The organism is Actinobacillus suis ATCC 33415, assembly GCF_000739435.1.
In the GTDB taxonomy this organism is placed as follows: Bacteria; Pseudomonadota; Gammaproteobacteria; order Enterobacterales; family Pasteurellaceae; genus Actinobacillus; species Actinobacillus suis.
The window spans coordinates 908,228-930,646 of the sequence record NZ_CP009159.1 but is presented as its reverse complement, the minus strand read 5'-3'; the positions used below and the strand labels follow the sequence as shown (position 1 = coordinate 930,646).

General features: G+C 40.1%; 18 protein-coding genes, 1 other RNA gene and 1 riboswitch. Of the genes, 18 read left to right on the top strand and 1 reads right to left on the bottom strand.

The window, feature by feature from the left end:
• Nucleotide 1: 1 nt before the first annotated feature.
• The 18 genes from citF (at nucleotide 2) to recO (ending at nucleotide 20,639) form a co-directional block, all read left to right on the top strand.
• On the top strand, nucleotides 2-1,504 hold the full coding sequence (gene citF, locus ASU1_RS04240; protein ID WP_014991620.1) for a citrate lyase subunit alpha: 1,503 nt from the start codon (nucleotides 2-4) through the stop codon (nucleotides 1,502-1,504).
• Between the two features lie 76 nt (nucleotides 1,505-1,580).
• Nucleotides 1,581-2,960, top strand: a complete 1,380-nt coding sequence (citG, locus tag ASU1_RS04235; RefSeq protein ID WP_014991619.1) for a triphosphoribosyl-dephospho-CoA synthase CitG — start codon at nucleotides 1,581-1,583, stop codon at nucleotides 2,958-2,960.
• 145 nt (nucleotides 2,961-3,105) lie between these two features.
• Nucleotides 3,106-4,557 carry an anion permease gene (locus tag ASU1_RS04230; protein WP_014991618.1) on the top strand — a complete coding sequence of 484 codons (1,452 nt, stop codon included), beginning with the start codon at nucleotides 3,106-3,108 and terminating at the stop codon, nucleotides 4,555-4,557.
• A 237-nt stretch (nucleotides 4,558-4,794) separates the two neighbouring features.
• On the top strand, nucleotides 4,795-6,063 hold the full coding sequence (locus tag ASU1_RS04225; RefSeq protein WP_014991617.1) for a malic enzyme: 1,269 nt from the start codon (nucleotides 4,795-4,797) through the stop codon (nucleotides 6,061-6,063).
• Between the two features lie 184 nt (nucleotides 6,064-6,247).
• Nucleotides 6,248-6,535: a 50S ribosomal protein L25 gene (rplY, locus tag ASU1_RS04220; protein WP_014991616.1), complete on the top strand. Its 288-nt coding sequence runs from the start codon at nucleotides 6,248-6,250 to the stop codon at nucleotides 6,533-6,535.
• Between the two features lie 136 nt (nucleotides 6,536-6,671).
• Nucleotides 6,672-7,058, top strand: an RNA gene (rnpB, locus tag ASU1_RS11685) — RNase P RNA component class A.
• Nucleotides 7,059-7,119: 61 nt separating this feature from the next.
• On the top strand, nucleotides 7,120-7,761 hold the full coding sequence (locus tag ASU1_RS04215) for a DUF1007 family protein (RefSeq protein WP_014991614.1): 642 nt from the start codon (nucleotides 7,120-7,122) through the stop codon (nucleotides 7,759-7,761).
• The gene (locus ASU1_RS04210) at nucleotides 7,752-8,768 is read left to right on the top strand and encodes a nickel/cobalt transporter (RefSeq protein ID WP_014991613.1); all 1,017 of its coding nucleotides are present in this window, start codon (nucleotides 7,752-7,754) and stop codon (nucleotides 8,766-8,768) included. Before ASU1_RS04215 ends, ASU1_RS04210 begins: the two co-directional genes overlap by 10 nt.
• A 105-nt stretch (nucleotides 8,769-8,873) precedes the next feature.
• Nucleotides 8,874-10,322, top strand: a complete 1,449-nt coding sequence (locus tag ASU1_RS04205; protein WP_039195074.1) for an alanine/glycine:cation symporter family protein — start codon at nucleotides 8,874-8,876, stop codon at nucleotides 10,320-10,322.
• 110 nt (nucleotides 10,323-10,432) lie between these two features.
• A complete protein-coding gene (locus ASU1_RS04200; protein WP_039195723.1) occupies nucleotides 10,433-12,439 on the top strand; it encodes an autotransporter domain-containing esterase in 2,007 nt (668 codons plus the stop codon).
• Nucleotides 12,440-12,579: 140 nt separating this feature from the next.
• A riboswitch (TPP riboswitch) is annotated at nucleotides 12,580-12,672 on the top strand.
• Between the two features lie 217 nt (nucleotides 12,673-12,889).
• A complete protein-coding gene (gene thiM, locus ASU1_RS04190) occupies nucleotides 12,890-13,690 on the top strand; it encodes a hydroxyethylthiazole kinase (protein WP_014991610.1) in 801 nt (266 codons plus the stop codon).
• Nucleotides 13,683-14,501, top strand: a complete 819-nt coding sequence (thiD, locus tag ASU1_RS04185; protein WP_014991609.1) for a bifunctional hydroxymethylpyrimidine kinase/phosphomethylpyrimidine kinase — start codon at nucleotides 13,683-13,685, stop codon at nucleotides 14,499-14,501. Before thiM ends, thiD begins: the two co-directional genes overlap by 8 nt.
• Before the next feature lie 2 nt (nucleotides 14,502-14,503).
• On the top strand, nucleotides 14,504-15,160 hold the full coding sequence (gene thiE, locus ASU1_RS04180; RefSeq protein WP_014991608.1) for a thiamine phosphate synthase: 657 nt from the start codon (nucleotides 14,504-14,506) through the stop codon (nucleotides 15,158-15,160).
• 178 nt (nucleotides 15,161-15,338) lie between these two features.
• Nucleotides 15,339-17,132, top strand: a complete 1,794-nt coding sequence (gene lepA, locus ASU1_RS04175) for a translation elongation factor 4 (protein WP_014991607.1) — start codon at nucleotides 15,339-15,341, stop codon at nucleotides 17,130-17,132.
• 128 nt (nucleotides 17,133-17,260) lie between these two features.
• A complete protein-coding gene (gene lepB, locus ASU1_RS04170) occupies nucleotides 17,261-18,220 on the top strand; it encodes a signal peptidase I (RefSeq protein WP_014991606.1) in 960 nt (319 codons plus the stop codon).
• Nucleotides 18,221-18,259: 39 nt separating this feature from the next.
• Nucleotides 18,260-18,928, top strand: a complete 669-nt coding sequence (gene rnc, locus ASU1_RS04165) for a ribonuclease III (RefSeq protein ID WP_014991605.1) — start codon at nucleotides 18,260-18,262, stop codon at nucleotides 18,926-18,928.
• Nucleotides 18,929-18,986: 58 nt separating this feature from the next.
• Nucleotides 18,987-19,901: a GTPase Era gene (gene era / locus ASU1_RS04160; RefSeq protein ID WP_014991604.1), complete on the top strand. Its 915-nt coding sequence runs from the start codon at nucleotides 18,987-18,989 to the stop codon at nucleotides 19,899-19,901.
• 15 nt (nucleotides 19,902-19,916) lie between these two features.
• A complete protein-coding gene (gene recO / locus ASU1_RS04155; RefSeq protein WP_014991603.1) occupies nucleotides 19,917-20,639 on the top strand; it encodes a DNA repair protein RecO in 723 nt (240 codons plus the stop codon).
• Between the two features lie 88 nt (nucleotides 20,640-20,727).
• On the opposite strand, the gene ASU1_RS04150 is transcribed toward recO, so the two are convergent.
• The gene (locus ASU1_RS04150; RefSeq protein WP_014991602.1) at nucleotides 20,728-22,392 is read right to left on the bottom strand and encodes a TadE/TadG family type IV pilus assembly protein; all 1,665 of its coding nucleotides are present in this window, start codon (nucleotides 22,390-22,392) and stop codon (nucleotides 20,728-20,730) included.
• Between the last annotated feature and the right edge of the window lie 27 nt (nucleotides 22,393-22,419).

The following is a 22,419-nucleotide window of genomic DNA, read 5'->3' as shown; positions in this document are numbered from 1 at the left end:
TATGACAACAAGAGAACAACGTATCGAAAAATTTAATGGTGGCAAACCTGTTTACCAAGCTGTACCGAAAGCAGAATCACTTGTTCGTACCGCAAAAGATCGTAAAGTATGTGATAGCTTAGAAGATGCTATTCGCCGCTCAGGTTTAAAAGACGGTATGACTATTTCATTCCATCATGCATTCCGTGCCGGCGATTTCGTAGTGAATATGGTGATGGAAAAAATTGCAGCAATGGGTTTCAAAAACTTAACACTTGCTTCAAGTTCATTAATTGACAGCCATTTCCCAATTATCGAACACATTAAAAATGGTGTGGTTACTAAAATTTACTCATCAGGTATTCGTGGCAAATTAGCGGACGAGATCTCAAAAGGGATTTTAAAAGAACCAGTAAATATTCATTCGCACGGTGGTCGTGTTCACTTAGTAAAATCGGGTGAATTAAAAATTGACGTAGCATTCTTAGGTGTGCCGATGTGCGATAAATTCGGTAATGCGAATGGTTTTAGCGGTAAAAGTAAATGTGGTTCATTAGGTTATGCACGTATTGATGCGGAATTTGCCGATAAAGTGGTACTTTTAACTGAAGAATTTGGTGAATATCCATTAAATCCAGCAAGTATTACGCAAGACCGTGTTGATTTAATCGTGCAAGTAGATGAAGTGGGAGACCCGAAAAAAATCGGTGGTGGTGCGACCCGTATGACCACAAACCCACGAGAACTTTTAATTGCGCGTAAATGTGCGGATGTGATTTTCGGTTCAGGCTATTTCAAAGATGGCTTCTCATTCCAAACCGGTACCGGTGGTGCATCGCTTGCAGTAACTCGTTTCTTAGAAGATAAAATGCGTCGTGAAAATATTACGGCAAGTTTTGGTTTAGGCGGTATCACTTCAACGATGGTGGCATTGCACGAAGCGGGATTAATCAAAAAATTAATCGACGTACAATCATTTGATAAAGACGCAGCAGAATCATTAGCGCGTAACCCGAATCATATCGAAGTATCGGCAAATCAATATGCAAACTTCAGTTCAAAAGGTGCATCGGTTGAGCGTTTAGATATCGTGGTGCTTTCAGCACTTGAAATTGATACGAAATTCAATGTAAACGTATTAACAGGTTCAGATGGTGTGATTCGTGGTGCATCAGGCGGCCACTGTGACACAGCCTCATCAGCACAAGTGGCAATCATTGTAGCGCCATTAGTACGTGGTCGTATTCCTTGCGTGGTAGAAAACGTATTAACTTGCGTAACACCGGGTGAAAACATTGATATTTTAGTTACCGATCACGGTGTGGCAGTGAACCCGAAACGTCCGGACTTAATTGAAAAATTATCTGAAGCAGGCATTGAATTATTCACTATCGAACAACTTTGTGAACGTGCATACAGTATCACAGGTAAACCGAAAGAAATTGAGGTAACTGATCAACCGGTAGCGGTAGTACGTTATCGTGACGGTTCTGTGATCGATACGGTATATGCGGTAAAAGAATAATTGTTATAATATTCAATTGTAAGGGCGTGCCAAGCACGCCTTTTTTATATGTATTTATCAATAAGTAACAAGCGGTATGATTTTCCAAAAATTTTGCAAAAACTTTTCTCTCAAAGGAGAAGAAATTTCTCTAGAACAGCTATTAACTGCACGTGAGGAACGTGCATTCTTACAACAAGAATGCCTTGAAAAATATCAGCAAACGTTATTGTCCGTCACTCTAACCGCCGTAGGTGGGGTGAAGAAAAATGAATTGCTTGATTATATTTTTGTAAGATGTTTGGAACATCTAAGTGCTTTATTCAAAAGATTAAATATTTCACCGACTGCGGAGTTTATTCGTCCGCTCGTGACAGGGCATGAGGCTATTTTTGTATTGCCTGTTGACGCCATTGTGCTAAAAAAGGCCTGCATTGATTTGGAAGACAGTTCACCACTTGCCCGCTTGTGGGATATTGATGTTGTCACTCCAAATGGAGAATTATTGAGTCGGACAGCATTGGGATTCTCACCTCGCTCTTGTTTATGTTGTGCAGAAAATGCCAAACTCTGTGCCAGATCACGTAAGCATTCTATTGAGCAAATTGTAGCGCAAATGCAACAACGTGCAGAGGATGATTTTTTTGCCCAACAGATAGCAGAGGCCGTTTATCAATCACTATTACAAGAAGTTTATCTCACTCCGAAACCTGGGTTAGTTGACCGCCGAAATAACGGTTCACATAAAGATATGAATGTGCAAACGTTTGAACGAAGCGCCTTGGCTTTACGTCCGTTTTTTGCGAAATTTGTCTTAAAGGGAATCGAAACAAGTACATTGCCTGAATCGCAAATTTTGACGACAATTCGACCGCTTGGGATCGCTGCCGAAAATGCGATGTTAGAAGTAACTAATGGGGTAAATACCCATAAAGGCGCTATTTTTGCTTTTGGTCTGATCTGTTGTGCTATCGGACGATTGTATAGTATCTATACTCCCGATAGGGTAGAACTCTCACAACTATTTGATATGGTATCGGAATTTGCGAAAGGGCTAACGGCAGAATTGCAAAATTACCCTGAAAATTTACCGCTTACACACGGAGTAAAACTGTATCGGGCATATGGGTTAACCGGTGCGAGAGGTGAGGCAGAAAACGGTTTAAACACAGTTGCGCACTGTTTAGCGCAATTTGGCAGTCAAGAACAGCCGAATTTACACCAAATCCTATTATGGTTGATGGCACACAATGATGATACGAATGTTGTTCATCGAGGTGGCATGGACGGTTTAACTTTTGTGAAACAGCAAGCGGCTGAAATTTTACGAAATGCGGTTACTAAATCAGAAATGATTTCCGCTTTGGAAAAACTTGATAACGAATGTATCCGTCGAAATATTAGTTGTGGCGGTAGTGCGGATTTACTTGCATTAATGATATTTTTCCTTTGCATTAAAGGCATAGAGTATAGTTGATTATTTTAATAAATAAAAAAATTTGCAAAACTTAGAGAAATATCAAGGTTTTTAGCATTAAAGTGTGTTAAAAATAGTGATGTTACTCTTTAGAGGTATAAGAATTTCTTTTTATATATTTCAATCTTTACACAGAGGTGAATCTATGGCTTTATCAAAAGCACAGAAATTAGCGGTGTTAGTGGCAATACCGATTATATTTTTCTTATTACCCGCACCGGAAGGTCTGCCACTTATTGCATGGCGCTTATTAGGTATTTATATTGCAACGATTGTCGGTCTTGTAATGAAACCTTATGGTGAGCCGGTATTATTACTTGCCGCTGTAGCCGCTTCTGCAGCAACTATCGGTAATACTGAAGGAGCAAGTGAGTTTGTAAAAGTCAGCCACACTTTAGCCGGTTATCAATCGGGTACAACTTGGTTAATTTTTACAGCGTTTACGTTAAGTTCTGCATTTGTGATTACCGGTTTGGGTAAACGTATTGCTTACCATATGATTAGCTGGTTAGGTAGTACGACACTTCGTTTAGGTTATGTGACCGTTTTCCTTGATTTATTACTTTCTCCTGCTACCCCATCAAATACTGCTCGTGCCGGTGGTATCGTATTCCCAATCATTAACAGTGTTGCGGTTGCATTAGGTTCAGATCCTGAAAAATCGCCTAAATTAGCCGGTCGTTACCTTTTATTAAACGTTTATATGGTGGTTAAGACAACCAGTTATATTTTCTTAACCGCAATGGCTCCGAATGCGTTAGCTCTTTCATTAATGGCACCCATCTTAGGTTTAAATTTAAATTGGGTTCAGTGGTTCTTAGCGGCTTCTGTACCGGGGTTATTATGCTTGTTCATTATTCCGTTTGTATGCTATTTAATTGCAAAACCAGAATTAACGAAAGTGGATAACAAAGCAATTGCGAAAAAAGGCTTAGAAGAACTAGGCCCAATGAGCTTCCGTGAAAAATCATTAGCAGTTTTATTCGTATTGGCGTTATTAGGTTGGATCTTTGCAGATTTCTTACATGTAAACTCGACAACTGTAGCATTAATTACCATGGTACTTTGTGTGGTATTAAGCATTGTATCTTGGGATGATGTTCGTAAAAACAAAGCGGGTTGGGATACCTTAATTTGGTACGGTGGTATCATCGGTATGTCAGGTATTTTAGAAAAAGCGAAATTCTTTGAATGGTTAGCAAATACGCTAAGTGCAAATTTAAATTTCGGTGATCACGGTAACATTGCGTTAATCGTTATCTTAATTTTAAGTGTATCTGTACGTTATCTATTTGCTTCAGGCGGTGCTTATGTAGCTGCAATGGTGCCTGTGTTTGCAACGGTCGGTAAAGTTGCGGGTGCACCGGTTGAATTATTAGCATTAGGCTTATTATTCTCGAACTCTTACGGTGGTTCGGTAACTCACTATGGTGGCGGTCCTGGTCCGATTACATTCGGTGCAGGTTATAACGACATCAAATCTTGGTGGACAGCCGGTTTTATTATTGCGTTTGGTAGCTTGATTATTCACGCAACATTAGGTATTGCATGGTGGGAATTCTTATTCTCAGCGGGTTGGTTACCAACAGTGAATTAATCTACCTAATTAGAGTAAAATAGCGGTGGGATTTTGCAATTCTTTTGCAAAATCCCATCGTTTTTTGTTATGTTTAACAAACTGTTAAAAATTAGATCCAAATCACACAAAATTGCTAATTTTTGCAGTAAAATACTATAGCATTGTTAATAATTTAGAGACGTGTTGTATTCAGCCGTCTTTCAATTGTTAACTGCTAAAACACACATCAATTTGTCGTATTATTAAGGATAGGCTATGAGCGATTTAAGACAACAAGCGTTAGATTTTCATGAATTCCCAGTACCGGGTAAAATCTCGGTTACTCCAACTAAATCTCTTGCTACACAGCATGATTTAGCATTAGCTTATTCTCCGGGAGTTGCTGAACCTTGTTTAGAAATTGAAAAAGATCCGGCAGCAGCACGTCGTTATACCGCTCGTGGTAACTTAGTGGCAGTAATTTCAAATGGTACAGCTGTACTTGGTTTAGGTAATATTGGTGCATTAGCGTCTAAACCAGTAATGGAAGGTAAAGGTGTATTATTCAAAAAATTTGCCGGTGTTGATGTATTTGATATCGAAATTAATGAGCATGATCCGGATAAATTAGTTGATATTATCGCATCGTTAGAGCCAACTTTCGGTGGAATCAACTTAGAAGATATCAAAGCACCGGAATGTTTCTACATCGAGAAAAAATTACGTGAGCGTATGGGTATCCCAGTATTCCATGACGACCAACATGGTACGGCTATTATCGTAGGCGCAGCAGCGGTAAACGGTTTACAAATCGTAGGGAAAGATATTAGTGAAGTTCGTTTAGTGGTTAATGGCGCAGGCGCATCTGCAATTGCTTGTACTAACTTATTACGTTCATTAGGTTTCAAAAAAGAAAATATCACGATGTGCGATTCTAAAGGGGTGATTTACCAAGGTCGTGGCGATAATATGGATGAAACCAAACAATTCTATGCGATTGAAGATAAGGGTTGGCGTACACTTGCGGATGCGGTTGCAGGTGCGGACGTATTCTTAGGCTGTTCTAAAGCGGGTGCATTAAGCCAAGATATGATCAAAACTATGGCAAAAGATCCGTTAATTCTTGCATTAGCAAATCCAGTGCCTGAGACAACACCACATGAAGCGAAAGCAGTACGTGCGGATGCAATCGTATGTACCGGTCGTTCAGATTATCCGAACCAAGTAAATAACGTACTTTGCTTCCCATTCTTATTCCGTGGTGCGTTAGATGTAGGTGCAACAACTATTAATGAAGAAATGAAAATGGCTGCGGCACACGCAATTGCGGATTTAGCGAAAGAGCCGGTTCCATTCGAAGTATTATCAACCTATGGTGAATTATCATTTGGTCCGGATTATGTAATTCCAACACCATTCGATCCACGTTTAATTGTGGCAGTTTCATCAGCGGTTGCGAAAGCAGCAATGGATTCAGGCGTGGCAACTCGCCCGATTACCGATTGGGATGCGTATGCAAAACAAGTAAAAGCGCTAGTAGCTTAATTGTTTAAATAATGAATGGAGGCGATACTATTCGCCTCTTTTTGTTTTGCATTTTGTCAAAAAAATGCGTAGAATACGCACTCGGCTTTTTTAGTCGGAATTATTTTGTGAAATAGCTGGGTCGCCTGCTATTTTTTATATTCACGGAACATTATGTTCCTTTTTACTTTAAGAGAATCAAACAATGTCATTCAAATTTGAAGCTGAAGTTCGTTCTGCGCAAGGTAAGGGTGCGAGCCGCCGCCTGCGTCACAATGGTCAAGTTCCTGCAATCATCTACGGTGGTAACGCAGAGCCTGTATCAATCGTTTTAAACCACGATAACGTAAACAACGCACAAATCCACGATGCGTTCTATAGCGAAGTATTAACTATCGTTGTAGCGGGTAAAGAAGAGCAAGTTAAAGTACAAGCGATTCAACGTCACCCAACTAAACCAAAATTAGTTCACTTAGACTTCAAACGTGTTTAATTTTTTAAACGTTAAAAGTTAGTGAGAAGAGAGGATTAAGTTTTTCGGAACTTAATCCTTTTTTATTTGCTAATTATTAGCCGAACAAGCGGTTAAATATTGGCAAAACTTTGCAAATCCATTATACTCGCTATTCTGAGTTGGTTAGGCAATCGCTGGTTTATTGAAGCCCTTAATTGTTCGCAAGAACGACCTAGTGGGACAAGTAAACGAGAGGAAAGTCCGAGCTACACAGGGCAGAGTGCCAGATAACGTCTGGGCGGTGTGAACCGACGACCAGTGCAACAGAGAGCAAACCGCCGATGTGCATTAGCGCAGGTAAGGGTGAAAGGGTGCGGTAAGAGCGCACCGCGTGGGTGGCAACATTCCACGGCACGGTAAACTCCACTCGTAGCAAGACCAAATAGGAACTCAATGGATGGCCCGTCCAGAGTTCGGGTAGGTTGCTTGAGCTTGTATGCGAATGCAAGCCTAGAGGAATGATTGTCCACGACAGAACTCGGCTTATCGACCGACTCAGCCTAATTCTAAAAGAGCGAACAGGGTGACTTGTTCGCTTTTTGTTTTTCTAATAGGGAGACTCAATGAAATTAGTAAAATTATTCAGTATATTTCCAGCGGTACTGTTTAGTTCGGTATTACTCGCACATCCGCATTCTTTTGTCGATTTAAAAAATAACGTCTTGGTAGAAGGGACAAAGCTAAAGGCGTTTGAAATGGAGTGGATGCTGGATGAGATTGCCTCAGCGGAATTAATTTATGAGGTAAATAATAGTCCAGATAAAGCGGCAACAGAAAAATCAATTACCGATGAAATGACGCAAACTGCGATTGAAACGCATTATTTCAGCTATCTTTATGATGCGAAAGACCAACCTATCAAATTTAGTGCGAAGCCACTTAATACTCGTTTTAAAATCCACGGCAATCGAGTTGTGTTTTATATTACGATCCCGTTAAGTAAGCCGCATGATCTCAAAAATAACCCTGTCCGCTTTTATACCTATGAACCCAGCTATTATATGGGGATGGAATATAATAGTGCTAATACATTGTCTATTACGAACCCTCAATGTAAAGCGACATTAACCCAACCGAAAATCAGTAATTCGTTACGTCTATATGCTTCCAGTTTAGATAAAAACCAATCGCCGGAAATGTCTGATAATGAAGATAATTCGTTAGGCGCTCAATTTGCACAAAAGGTAACCGTTGTATGCGAATAGAAAGTAAATCTGCAATTTGGCTAGCGGTCATGTTTCTCGTATTTTTTGCTATTTACCAAATCTATCCGGTGATACTTTATCAGGTAATGATATGGCAGAAGGCATTTAATCAACAATTATCAGGCTCACTAACGGCGCTAAGTATGCATTCGCAACAAGCCGGTATGACATTGATGCTTATTAGTTTTCTCTACGGCGTATTTCATGCGTTAGGCCCGGGGCACGGTAAATTTATTTTGACCAGCTATCTTTCGCTTGAAAAGACTAAACTAAACCAAGCTATGAAGATCAGCTTATTATCTGCACTAATGCAAGGTATTGTCGCAGTGAGTTTGGTGACGGTGATTGTGGTGGTCTTTACCCTGTCTCGCAGCTACTTTAATTTTACGCTTAAATGGGTGGAGCGGGGCAGTTTTGTGTTGATGATTTTGTTTGGTACCTATTGGTGCTATCAAGCATTAAAAAATGTTTCACGGAAAGTAAAAACGACCGTGCAGCAAAAGCCTAATATTCGCAAAATCTCTGCAACTCCGAATTTGCAAAAAATGAGTCAAATTCGACCGCTTGTTAACGCTAAACCGCACATTCATACAGAGAATTGCGGCTGCGGTCATCAACATTTGCCTTCATCAGATCAAATGCAGAAAGCAAAAGATTGGAAAGCTCAGCTAATGATTATTCTAAGTATTGGTGCCAGACCTTGTTCCGGTGCAATTTTAGTTTTATTTTTAGCCTATACGTTGGATTTATATATTTGGGGGGTTGCTTCAGCGTTGGTAATGGCGGTCGGCACCGGTTTAACCCTAAGTTTATTTGCTTGGCTGGTTTTAGTCGCTCGCAATAAAGCGATTCGTTTAAGTTCGTGGTATATCTCTGAACAGACCAGTAAAAAATTGGTACTCTTTTTGAAAATTGCTGCAGGGCTTGGTTTGATTTTGCTAGGCATCACCTTATTTCATAGCAGTTTTATTGAGATTACGACTGGTTCTGGATTACTAAGACGATAACTTTTGTTAATTGATTAGATTAAAAAATCTTTTCAAACGTTAAAAAATCATTACAATGCAATCGTTTCCCTTTTTCTATTTTTAACTTTTTATGAGGCTTTTTTAATGGATTTTATTGTTTCAGGCTTTGAAAACCTGCTGACGTGGATTGTCAACACTGTTGACGGGCCGCTTTGGGACGTAACTATTCTTCTACTTTTAGGCGTCGGAATGTTTTTTACCATTACTACCGGTTTGGTGCAATTACGTTTATTGCCGAGAAGTATCCAAGAAATGTGGGGCGGACGTTCAGCAGAAGGGAACTCACTTACACCGTTTCAGGCATTTGCAACCGGTTTAGCAAGCCGAGTCGGTGTGGGCAACATCGGCGGTGTAGCAACTGCCATTGCATTAGGTGGACCAGGCGCAGTCTTTTGGATGTGGATTACTGCATTAATGGGAATGAGTTCTGCATTTGCGGAATCTTCGCTTGCACAGTTATATAAAACTCGTGACCCGAACGGTATGTTCCGTGGTGGTCCTGCTTATTATATTACACGTGGTCTAAAATTTAAGCCGATGGCGATTGCGTTTGCGGTGACACTAATTTTTACTTTCGGTTTTGCGTTTAATGCCGTGCAATCGAACTCTATTGTGGCGGCAACCAGTAAAGCTTGGGAATGGGACGGACAATATGTCGGCGTTGTACTAGTGATCGTAACCGGTATTATCATTTCGGGTGGTGTTAAGCTTATCGGTCAAGTTTCCTCTAAAATTGTACCGATGATGGCATTATTTTATCTGATTATTGCCGTGATTATTCTTGGAATGAATATTGAGCGGGTTCCATCGGTATTAGCGTTAATTATTGATAGTGCATTTGATTTCTCGGCAGCAGCTGGCGGTATGTTTGGTACATTAGTATCAAAAACCATGCTAATGGGGATCAAACGTGGTTTATTCTCGAATGAAGCAGGTATGGGCTCAGCACCGAATTCCGCTGCAACGTCAGACGCAAAACATCCGGCAAGCCAAGGTTTAATCCAGATGTTGGGTGTATTTGTTGATACAATGGTGGTTTGTACTTGTACCGCAGTGATTATCTTAATGTCGGATAATTACGGTAGTGACACCTTGAAAGGCGTTGAATTGACTCAAACCGCATTACAATACCATTTAGGTGAGTTTGGCTTACATTTCTTAGCGTTCATCTTATTATTATTCTGCTATACCTCGATTATCGGCAACTATGCGTATGCAGAAACCAATATTCGTTATATTAAAAACAAACCTTGGTTTGTTTGGGGCTTCAGAATCATCGTGTTATTCTTCGTTTATTTCGGTGCAGTGCGTGACGGCGGTATTGTATGGGCATTTGCCGATACGGTAATGGCATCAATGGCGGTGATTAACTTAATTGCAATTTTAATCCTCGCACCAATTGTATGGCGCTTATTGAAAGACTATATCCGTCAAGTTAAAGCAGGACAAGATCCGGTATTTAAGATTGAAGAGCATCAAGATCTAATTCATCGTGGAGTGGATCCGTTGATTTGGAAGTCTAAAAATGACTAATTAGCTAACAAGTCCAATCTGTTTTTTATTTGTAAAGCGATAACATTTATTTACATTATTTTGTAAATGAATGTTATCGCTTTATTATTTTTAGGAGAAAAACAGTGAAAATGAAAAAAACACATTTAGCGTTATTTGCTTCAGCTTTAACCTCTGCGGCAATTGCGCAAGATGTTGTAGTGTTTGGAGACAGTTTAAGCGATGTGGGGCAAACAGGATGGTTAAATAAAGCGACCTATAATCAACCGAACGGCACGCCAAATGCCCTTTATAATGAACATATAGCAAAAACATTGGGCAGTACTTTAACAGCTTCATCAAAAGGCGGATCTAACTATGCTTATAGCGGTGGGGTAGTTGTTCCAACTAATAGCCAATATACCAATGTGCAACCCAATGTTGCAGTCGCACAACAAATTCAAAATTACTTGGCAAATGGCGTAAAAAATGATGCGTTACATGTTATGTGGGCAGGCGGTAATGATATGCCGGCAATTTTAACGAAAGCGATAGCAAGCCAAGATGCTTTACAAACAGTTCAAACCGAAAGCACAGTAGCGGCGCAAAATAGCGCACAACAATGGGCAGCTTTAAAACAATCGGGTGTAACTTTACTTGTTGCACCGACAGTACCTAATGTGGCTTATACGCCATCATTATTCCAACAATTTGGTACATCTGCAGCAAGTAGCTTCGCAGCTCAAACTGGCTATGGTGAAATGGCAAAGGAAGCTTTTCAGGATGCGTTTGATGCAAATTTAGCCGCATTAAATAATACGACTCAAACAAATCTGGCAGATTTTGAAAATGCACGTATGCAGGTATTAGCAAATACAGTAGGAGCGCTTTATCAATCTTCATTAGGTTCAGCACTAAGTGCAGTAATTGATCAGAAGACTTTTACTAATACGCTTCTTCAACAATATCAACAGTTTGCAACACAAGCAGCAAGCGCAACAAGTTTCTTAAATAGTGCAACTACCCAAGCATTAAATTCAGTCGGTGGTAATGTTGTTCGCATTGATACGGATGCATTATTTGCGGATATGTTGAGTAATCCGGCAGACTTCGGTTTAACCAATACAACTGCAACCGTATGTGCATCAACTACACAGGTAGTTTGTACTCCAACTGACCAAACTAGCGCAGACGGTAAATTATTTGCAGACGGTTTCCACCCGGGGGCGGTAGCGCACAAAGTGATGGCGGATTACATTTTAAATGTATTACAAGCGCCAAGCGAAGTAAGCGTATTACCACAGTTAGCGTTATATTCAACGGAGAAAACTTTTGATTTCGCTCGTCAACAAAGCAACAGTAATCGTTTATTAAAGCAAGAAACTAATACTGTACAAGGTATCGCAGCATATCAACGTTATAACGAAGGTGATGCGATTTATGCAGGGTTGAAAGCGCAATTTACCCCACAATGGCAATTCTCCGCATTATTTAGCCAAAGTGATTTAGACGGTTCAAAAGGCTCAACGAAAGGCGAGATTAAGAGCAAAGCGATTAATACCGCGGTACGTTATGATGCGGATAAGTGGTGGGTTGGTGCTGCATTACAGTTAAGCGACAATGACTATAAAACCAGTCGTCAGATTCAGCTAGGCAGTGCTAAACGTTCACAAAAAGGTGAAACAAGCGGAGCAGTCATCAGTGCCAGCGTATTTGGTGGCTATGAGTGGAAGTTTGATCAGAGCCAAGTGGCATTATTAGCGGATCTTACCAATAGCCATGGTAAAGTAACAGATTTTGGCGAGACGGAAGCGAATGCAATGCGACTAAGTTTTGAAGAACAGCAAATTCGTAGCGTGCGTAGCGGTGTTGGTGCGGAATATCGTTATCAATTTACCGATTGGCAGCCGTATGTAAATGCTCGTTGGGTAAAAGAGTGGCGTGATTCACCGGCAGAATTAGTGACTACTTTTAACAATAGCAAATTTAAAGTAGGCTTAGCGCAAGCAGATAAGAGTTGGGTGAATGTACAAGCAGGCCTTGATTGGAAAGCAAAATCAAGTCCATGGCATTTCCAACTTGCGGTGCAACGTGATTTAGGTCGTCGTGACAATTTCTCTGGTACATCATTCCATACAAATGTAGGCTATCAGTTCTAACTTTGAGACAAGCGGTTAAATTTCGTAATTTTTTGCAAAAAAGTTACATTTTTTAACCGCTTGTTTTTTTAGTGTGATCTTGTTCACATATTCAACATCAGCCGATTGGTTTTCATCGGTAATGTCTTTAAACTAACAACAATTTTTAGTCGGGGTGCCTCCAACGAGGCTGAGATTAAACCCGTGAACCTGATACAGTTAATACTGACGTAGGAAACTAATATGCCAATCTTTATTTCTCTTACCCTTTCCTTTTTCTTGTCATTTTTTTGTTGCCATTCATTTAAAACATCACAGCAAGCTTTGTAATGGTTATATCTGTGCTTGAGATAAACAAGATGAATAGCTGCGTGCATTTATTTTTATGCATGATAAGAAATCTTATGCCTCCTTGAGTAAGGATGACTTATCTATTTGCGTCATTTTTTACACTTACCCATGGAGATAAATATGAAATCAAATTATTTAGAACAAATTCGCCAGCAAAATCCTCTTATATACAATATGACTAATGTGGTTGCCGCTCATTTTGCAGCTAATGGCTTACTCGCTATCGGTGCTTCACCATTAATGTCCACCGCTATTGAAGAAGCTGAAAGTTTGGCAAAAATTAGCAATGCACTCCTTATCAATATTGGTACGGCAAGTTCAGCAGAAGTGGAAGCGATGTGTTTAGTTGGGAAAATTGCGAATCAAGCAGAAATCCCTATTGTATTGGATCCGGTTGGAATTGCTGCAACGGATTACCGCTACCAGACAGTGATGAGACTGTTAGATGAAATTCATTTTTCGGTGATTCGGGGAAACTTAGGTGAAATAGCCACACTAGCCGAACTAAATTGGCAAACTAAAGGGGTCGATGCAGGTAATGGAACGGCAAATATTGCAGAGATAGCGCATTATGTAGCGAATAAATATCAATGTGTAGTTGCTGTTAGTGGAAGCGTTGATTATATCAGCGATGGCAAACGCTTAGCGAAAATTGTCAATGGTACACCATTATTTCCCAAGATTACGGCTTCGGGCTGTTTGCTTGGATCTGTATTGGCAGCATTTAGTGCCGTTGCGACAAGCGGTCAAATTTTTGAGGCAACTTGCGAGGGCGTAACAGCGTATGCTATTACCGGTGAATTGGCTGCGAAAGGATTAGCTACTAATGCATTTGGTTCATTCAATATTGCATTATTAGATCAGCTGGGCGCGCTTTCTGCCGATACAATCGAAAAATACGGGAGGGTCTCTTATGAGTAAGATTAGTCAGGCTTTAACCATCGCAGGTTCGGACAGCGGTGGTGGTGCAGGGATTCAGGCGGATCTGAAAACGTTCCAAATGCGAGGCGTTTTTGGCACTTCGGTTCTTACTGCAATTACCGCTCAAAATACGTTAGGCGTATTCGATATTCATTCTGTGCCGTTAAGTACGATTGAATCTCAGATCAAAGCAATTGCAGAAGATTTTCAAATTTCTGCCTTTAAAATCGGAATGTTAGGCACTGCGAAAGCGATTGAGTGTGTGGCAAATGCTTTATGTCAGTATAATTTTGGTAAATTAGTGCTTGATCCAGTCATGATCGCCAAAGGTGGCACGCCACTATTACAACAAGATGCGATTAGTGCATTACAAACGTATTTGTTACCGTTAGCGGATGTGATTACGCCGAATCTGCCCGAAGCAGAAGCCTTAACCGGTATAAAAATTATCGATGATTCGACCGCTTATCAGGCGGCAAAAAAATTGCAAGATTTAGGTGTGAATACTGTGGTGATTAAAGGCGGGCATTTGGCGGATTCGCAAAGTACGCATTGCCGTGATTGGATTTTTACTCCAACGACTCATTTTATTTTGGAATGTCCACGTTTTCCAACTCGTCATACACACGGTACCGGCTGTACGTTTTCTGCTTGCGTTACGGCGGAATTAGCCAAAGGACAAGCGGTCGAAACTGCAATAAAAATTGCAAAAGACTATATCAGCGCAGCAATTTCGCATCCTCTGAATATTGGCTATGGATATGGGCCGACTAATCATTGGGCTTATCAAGATTTACCCATAGAGGAATGATTATGTACGATATACGACAAATGCTTCAACTTTACTTTATTGCCGGTACACAAGATTGTCCGAATCCGACCGAAGATCGCGCGCAAAATTTATTGTTGATTTTAGAACAGGCGTTGCAAGCGGGGATTACTTGCTTTCAGTTTCGTGATAAAGGTAATAATTCATTAGAAGCTCAGCCACAAGCCCAAAAAGCATTGGCGATTCAATGCCGTGATTTATGTCACCGATACAAGGTTCCGTTTATTGTGGATGATAACGTTGCGTTAGCGATCGAGATTGATGCGGACGGTGTTCATGTCGGGCAAAAAGATATATCTCCAATCATGATTCGCCAGATGACCAATAAACCGTTGATTATCGGTTTATCGAATAATACCTTGGAAGATCTTTGGCGTTCCGAACAAATGATTGAAGTGGATTATTGTGGGCTAGGGCCCGTCTTCCCGACTAATTCTAAAGAAAAACATAATCCACCGATCGGTTTGGATTTTGTTAAGAAAGCCCGTGATGCAGGAATTCGTAAACCGATTGTTTCTATCGGTGGCGTTAAAGCTGAACACGTTGCAATACTTAAGCAAAATGGTGCAAATGGGATTGCAGTGATTAGTGCAATTAGCTTAGCGTCTAATGTTTCGCAAGCGGTTAAAGCGTTACTTTAAACGGTTGTCTGAACAAGCGGTCTTTTTTCCGGATTTTTTTGCAAAATTTTCGAAAAAACGACCGCTTGCTTTTTTGTGCTTTTCCTTTCCAAAGCAACGGATTTAAAGTAGAATTGGTCGGTTAATTTCCCTTTTAAATAAATTTATTACAACACAGGACATTTATTGCCCGATGAATATGAAAAACATTCGTAACTTTTCAATTATTGCTCACATTGACCACGGTAAATCGACTTTATCCGACCGTTTAATCCAAACTTGCGGCGGCTTATCGGATCGTGAAATGGAAGCACAAGTTTTAGACTCGATGGATTTAGAGCGTGAACGCGGTATCACAATTAAAGCACAAAGCGTAACGCTCAATTATAAAGCGCAAGATGGCGAAACTTATCAATTAAACTTTATCGATACACCGGGACACGTGGACTTCTCTTATGAAGTTTCTCGTTCGCTTGCTGCGTGTGAAGGCGCATTATTAGTGGTGGATGCTGGTCAAGGGGTAGAAGCGCAAACATTGGCAAACTGCTATACTGCGATTGAAATGGATTTAGAAGTTGTGCCGATTTTAAATAAAATCGACTTACCGGCGGCAGATCCTGAGCGTGTTGCGGAAGAGATCGAAGACATCGTAGGGATTGATGCGATGGATGCGGTGCGTTGTTCTGCAAAAACCGGTTTAGGTATCGAAGATGTATTAGAAGACATCGTAAAAAAAATTCCGGCACCGGAAGGCGATCCTGAAGCACCGTTACAAGCTCTAATTATCGACTCATGGTTTGATAACTACTTAGGCGTTGTCTCTTTAGTACGTGTGAAAAACGGTTCAATCAAAAAAGGCGACAAAATTAAGGTAATGAGTACCGGTCAATCATATAACGTTGATCGTTTAGGTATTTTCACGCCGAAACAAGTTGATACGACAGAATTAAAAACCGGCGAAGTGGGCTGGGTAGTATGTGCGATTAAAGATATTTTAGGCGCACCGGTGGGTGATACCTTAACTCATCACCACAATTCGGCAACTGAAGTGTTACCAGGCTTTAAAAAAGTAAAACCGCAGGTATATGCGGGGTTATTCCCGATTAGCTCGGACGATTATGAAGCATTCCGTGACGCATTAGGTAAATTAAGTCTGAATGACGCATCGCTTTTCTATGAGCCGGAAAACTCAACTGCATTAGGTTTCGGTTTCCGTTGCGGCTTCTTAGGTTTATTACATATGGAGATCATTCAAGAGCGTTTAGAGCGTGAATATGATCTCGACTTAATTACTACCGCGCCAACGGTAGTTTACGAAGTGGTACAAACTAACGGCGAAACCATTTATGTCGATAGCCCGGCAAAATTACCGCCAATTAGCAATATTGCGGAAATTCGTGAGCCGATTGCGGAATGTAATATGCTTGTGCCGCAAGAGTATTTAGGTAACGTGATTACCCTTTGTGTGGAAAAACGTGGCGTACAAACCAATATGGTGTACCACGGCAACCAAATCGCATTAACCTACGAAATCCCGATGGGTGAAGTGGTGTTAGACTTCTTCGACCGCTTAAAATCGACTTCTCGCGGTTATGCCTCATTGGATTACGGTTTCAAACGTTTCCAAGCGGCGGATATGGTACGTGTTGATATTATGATCAACGGTGAACGTGTGGATGCGTTAGCATTGATCGTACATAAAGATAATGCGCAATACCGTGGTCGTGAGTTAGTGGAAAAAATGAAAGATTTAATTCCACGCCAACAGTTTGATATTGCAATTCAAGCGGCAATCGGTAACCACATTATTGCTCGTTCAACCGTAAAACAATTACGTAAAAACGTATTGGCGAAATGTTACGGTGGTGACGTGAGCCGTAAGAAGAAACTTCTACAAAAACAAAAAGAGGGTAAAAAACGTATGAAATCTCTCGGTAACGTAGAAGTGCCACAAGAAGCATTCTTAGCAATTCTTCATGTAGGTAAAGACTAATCATTTACCGCTTGATGCTTAGAATCACGGAATACAAGCGGTCGATTTTTGCAAAAATTTTGCAAGTTTTATCTGCTATATTCCGTGGTTTTGTCGTAGATAGCAGTAGATAAACAAGGGAGAACACAATGGCACAAATTATGCCGATTATTTTTATCGCAATTTTATACGGTGTTTGGAAATGGCTTGATTCAATGCAATTACCAAACACAATCTCCATTTTATTGGTTTCATTAGTTGTGATTTGTGGCGGATTTTGGGCGTTTTACAAGTTTAGTGCGGATCCTCGCCGTAAATTGGCAATTGCTCGTGAAGAAAAGCATTTAAATCGTCCGTTAACGGAAGAAGAGAAAGCTGAGATTCAACCACGTTCGGCAACCGGTGAATTTTTTGCCTCATTATTTGGCGTGCTTTTTTTAGTGACGCTATTACGTTCGTTTATTTTTGAACCGTTTCAAATTCCAAGCGGTTCAATGGAACCGACCCTGCGTGTAGGCGATTTTTTGGTCGTAAACAAGTTTAGTTATGGCATTAAAGATCCGATTTGGCAGAATACGTTAATCGAAACCGGTAAACCGCAACGTGGTGATGTGATTGTGTTTAAAGCACCGAAACAGCCTCATATCGACTATATCAAACGTGTCGTTGGTGTAGGTGGTGACCGAGTTAAATATGATGTACGTACTCAGCAATTAACGGTGACCCACGCAGATGGCCAACAAGTTGTATTTGACTATAGCGTAGGCGTACCAAACCCAGAGTTTTTCTATCATGGTGAAATGCAAGTGGAGCGTACTGAGAAAGGTGATGTGACTCACCAAATCTTAAATAATCCACAGCCGTTTAATTATGAACCGTATTTCTTCACACAAGAGGGAATGCCAGCCGGAGAATGGATTGTGCCGGCAGGTCATTACTTCGTGATGGGTGATAACCGAGACAACAGTGAAGACAGCCGTTTTTGGGGCTTTGTACCGGAAAAAAATGTAGTAGGTAAGGCAACTTATATTTGGTTAAGCCTTGATAAGAAGCCAAATGAATTCCCAAGCGGTATTCGTTTTGGTCGAATGTTCAGTTCAATCCAATAACCAGAGAAAGGTGGGTGTAAGCCCACCCTTTAATTTTTTATGCATATCGAGCGATTACAAAAAAAATTAGGCTATAAATTTATTAGCCTAGATTACCTTTTACAAGCATTAACCCACCGTAGTGCCGGAGCCAAAAATAATGAACGCCTAGAATTTCTTGGTGATTCGATTTTGAATTTTGCTATCGGTAAAGCGCTATTTGAGAAATTCCCTAAGGCAAATGAAGGTGAATTAAGCCGTATGCGAGCAACACTCGTGCGTGAACAAACGCTAGCGATTTTAGCTCGTCAATTTGATTTAGGCGAATATATGAAATTAGGTGCAGGCGAATTGAAAAGTGGTGGTTACCGCCGTGAGTCGATTCTTTCTGACTGTGTGGAAGCGATTATTGCTGCGATTTATCTGGATTCCGGTATGGATAATGCGATTGAGCGTGTATCCGTATGGTATCAAGACTTATTAGCCGAAATGAAACCGGGTGATGCGCAGAAAGATCCGAAAACACGCTTACAAGAGTTTTTACAAGGTCGTAAATTACAGTTACCAACCTATGAAGTGATTGATATTAAAGGTGAAGCACATAATCAAACCTTTAAAGTCACTTGTAAAATTGAAACATTCGATGAAACCTTTATCGGTGTTGGTACCAGCCGCCGTAAAGCGGAGCAAAATGCCGCCGAGCAAGTGCTGGTAAAATTAAATAAATAATCTATAGCAGCGAAATAAAAGATAACAATAAAGTATTCCGCTGCATCAAGGAATAACAATGACAGAACAAAATCAACAACCTAAAACCTATTGTGGCTTTATTGCCATTGTTGGTCGCCCAAACGTTGGTAAATCAACATTATTAAATAAAATTTTAGGTCAAAAAATTTCGATTACCTCTCGCAAAGCGCAGACAACACGTCACCGTATTGTCGGTATTCATACCGAAGAACAATATCAAGCGATTTACGTCGATACGCCGGGACTTCATATTGAAGAAAAACGTGCGATCAACCGTTTAATGAACCGTGCGGCAAGCTCGGCAATCGGTGATGTTGATTTAATTATTTTCGTGGTTGAAGGCACAAAATGGACCGACGATGACGAAATGGTGTTAAATAAATTACGTGCGGCAAAAGCACCGGTAGTATTAGCGATTAATAAAGTTGACAATATCAAAGAAAAAGATGAGTTATTACCGCATATTACCGAGCTTTCACAAAAATTCGATTTCGCAGAAATTTTACCGATCTCTGCACAGCGTGGTAAAAACGTCCATATTCTGCAAAAAATTGTGCGTAAATCATTACGTGAAGGGGTTCACCATTTCCCTGAAGAATATGTTACCGACCGTAGCCAACGCTTTATGGCATCGGAAATTATTCGTGAAAAATTAATGCGTTTTACCGGTGAAGAATTACCTTATTCAGTTACGGTTGAAATCGAACAATTTAAACTGAATGAGCGTGGTACTTATGAAATCAACGGCCTGATTTTAGTAGAACGTGATGGTCAGAAAAAAATGGTGATCGGCGCAAAAGGTCAAAAAATCAAAACCATCGGTACTGAAGCGCGCGCAGATATGGAACGCTTATTTGATAACAAAGTTCACTTAGAATTATGGGTGAAAGTGAAAGCCGGCTGGGCGGATGACGAACGTGCATTACGTAGTTTAGGCTATATGGACGAGTAGTTTCTGAAATAAATCATGATAGAAAATTGGCATCGAGGATTTGTTTTACACCGCCGTGAATATAGTGAAACAAGTTTGTTGGTAGATTTTTTTACCGAAGATCACGGACGTATTAGCTTACTTGCCAAAGGCGCAAGACGTCCTTGTTCGCCATTAAAAGCCGTGTTACAACCATTTACGCCGTTGCTATTACGTTGGAGCGGAAAAGGGGAGTTAAAAACTTTAACCAAAGCCGAACCGGCTTCGTTAACTTTACCAATGCAAACTTTGGCGTTATACAGCGGCTTTTATGTAAATGAAGTTCTTGCAAGAGTTTTGGAAAATCAGACCGCTTATCCGGCGCTTTTTCAGCACTATTTACAGTGTGTAACACACTTAGCAACTCAGCCTGATAATCTCGAAGCGATTTTAAGAACTTTTGAATTTCACACGTTAAAAGCATTAGGTTACGGTGTGAATTTCGGCGTATGTGCTGCAACCGGAGATCCGATTTCACCGTCAATGACGTATCAATTTAAAGAAAATCAAGGCTTTATTGCTTCGCTGTTGCAGAATAACGCTAGCTTTTTGGGCAAAGATTTATTGGCTTTTGAGCAGCTGGATTTTTCTGATAAAGCAACTTTACAAGCGGCAAAACGCTTTACTCGTATTGCGCTCAAACCTTACTTAGGTTCACAACCGCTTAAGAGCCGAGAACTGTTCCAAAGTATTCTGCCGAACAAGCTAAAAAGCGCTTAAGTTAACTACCTACCAAATAAAAGCGGTGTAATTTGCAAAACTTTTTACAAATTACACCGCTTGTTTTTTGTCCTAGCTCAACCTAGGCTTAGTTAATACTATGACCTACATCATCAGTATGACCAATCGCTTGCTTAAATGAATTAAGTAGTGATTCTTTATCTTTAGCAGAGTAGTAGTTTCCATCACCTACGCAGTGTTTCCAAGCATCAGCAGATTTTGATTTATAGCCGAATTCTACAAAAACAATCGATGTATTCTTGTCGTCATTCAGTTTGTTTAGTTTATCACGAATAATATTACACATTTGTAAGTCTTTCGATAATGGTGTTCTTCTATTACCTAAAATAATGTCAGATTTCCCTGAATAAATTCTTCTTCCATAGTAAGTAATATCATGGAAAGATTTTTGTTCAGATGGAGATGTAAAAATTTCTTCTTGATAGCCTAAAATAAGGTCTTCAGTTAATCTACTGTAGTTTGTAAATGGTACTCCAGTGTCATCTGCTCTTAATTCATCATTACCATCGGAAAGAACTAATAGAACTCTTTTGGTTTCTTCGCCTAATTTTTGAGTACGGCTTGTTTCTTTTAACATTTTATCAGCGGCAGCTAATAACCCTGATCCTGCAAATGTACTACCAATGGCTTCTAAGCTATTAACAAATGTAGAAAATTTATCCTGTTCTTCTCGTGTAAACCACTGGTGTTGATTTCTATTCTTATCTCCTAAACAATAGGCATTTTTAGGAAATTTTAAGCCAACTTTGTCTAGAGAACCTATTGAAGAAAGTGTATTAGTGACATCAATCTGTGTTACTAGGCTTTGTGTAAAGATAGCTCTAGACAATTGTGAATTTGAAGAACCAGATTTGGTTAGATAATTCTTGATAATATCTTGTACATTTTCTGTTGTTGGTATGCCCAAACTCTTTGTGTAATTAATAGTTCTGTTATTATTTTTCAAAGCAAAGGGAAGTGTACATTCCGTAGTTGAATATTCTGCACCTAATGCAAATGGCGATACAGCAATACGATTATTATCATTTGACTCTTGGCTAAACAAAGAGTTAGAAGATAATTCGGTTAATACAGCTTTTAAAATATCAATTTTGCTTGTTCCATCTTTTGGTTCATATCTATTTTCTAAATCATAACGCATCGACCCCGATAAATCCGCCGCCACCATTAAATCAATTGGGATACTAATAGTATTTTTCTTAATGGCTTTTGAGTTACTTGCAATATTAACTTCTGTTGGGATAACTTCCGTGCTACCGACTTTAAGTGGGAACCATGACTTATGTTCAATTGTGCCAGCTACGGTACAAATGGTTTCAGTTGATGCGGTATGTCCTTGTCTATTTTTTTTATCAGTTGTTGTACAAACAGGCTGAAGTTTAATTTTGTTTGGATCTGTTTGCGGCAGATAAGTTGTCACAAAACTTTTCGAAATTTCAAGGTCACGTTCACCAATTTTTGAGTTAGGGTTAAAGTGACCATTTTCGGCATCAGTATTAGATAATTTATAGTCATTAGACTTTCTGCCACTATTGTTTTCCGCACTAAGCGATAACACGGCTTGTTCGAGGCTGTCGGATAAACGAGCTTTATCTTGGATAATGCCGGCGCTTTCAAGCGAGACAAACATAAGCGCGACAATCGGCAAAGCTAATAATCCGCCGATTACCGCATAGACGCCGGATTCATCCTGAATAAAGCGTTTAATCTGATTAAATGATGTTATTTTCATAAAAGTTCCATCCTTAGAAAGAGAGTG